This window comes from Kineococcus glutinatus, assembly GCF_039542765.1.
Taxonomy (GTDB): domain Bacteria; phylum Actinomycetota; class Actinomycetes; order Actinomycetales; family Kineococcaceae; genus Kineococcus_A; species Kineococcus_A glutinatus.
The window spans coordinates 1-696 of the sequence record NZ_BAABIL010000932.1 but is presented as its reverse complement, the minus strand read 5'-3'; the positions used below and the strand labels follow the sequence as shown (position 1 = coordinate 696).

Annotated in this window: 1 protein-coding gene; it reads right to left on the bottom strand. The window is 79.3% G+C overall.

The window, feature by feature from the left end; all coding sequences use genetic code 11:
* Positions 1 to 696: DUF4349 domain-containing protein (locus ABEB16_RS22660; protein ID WP_345714394.1), on the bottom strand; the 696-nt coding region annotated here is incomplete at both ends.

Here is a 696-nt window from a genome sequence, read left to right as displayed (position 1 = left end):
CGGCGAGCCGCGCCCGCCGCCTGCGCAGCACCAGCAGCACCGGCGCGGCGAGCAGGGCGGCGACCGCGGCGAACGGCAGCACCGCACCGGCCACGAGCGCCACCACCCGCACCGTCGAGCCCAGCGCCTCCCAGCCCCGCGCCAGGCCGCCGGTGAAACCCGGCTCGACGGCGGCGGTCGCGGCCGCGGCCTGCCGGGTCAGCGTCACGTCGACGGTCGACAGCGCCACCTGGTCCGCCAGCGCCCGCTGCCGCGCCTGCAGGGCCTCCAGGTCCGCCTGCCGCCGGGCGATCTCACCCTCGACGGCGAGCACGTCCGGGATCGTCGTGGCATCCGGCAGCCGGTCCCGCAGCGTCGCCAGCACCGCCTGCGCCGAGGCCACCCGGCTGCCCACGTCGGCCACCTCCGCGGTGACGTCGGTGGACGTGACGTCCTGCTGGGCGCGCCGGCCGAGCGCGGCGAGGTCCTCGAGCAGGGTGGTGAACCGCTCCCCGGGCACGCGCAGCGTCAGCGTCGCCGCCTCCTCGCCGCCGCTGCCGCCGGACCGGGCGGCGGCCACCAGACCGCCCGCGGTGGTGGCGAGCCGGGTGGCCGCCGTCGCGGCGTCCTCCACGTCGGGCACCTCGACGGTGAGGGTGGCGGTGGAGATCACCGAGCGCCCGGCGCCCGGCACGGTGACGGCGTTGAGGTCGCCGG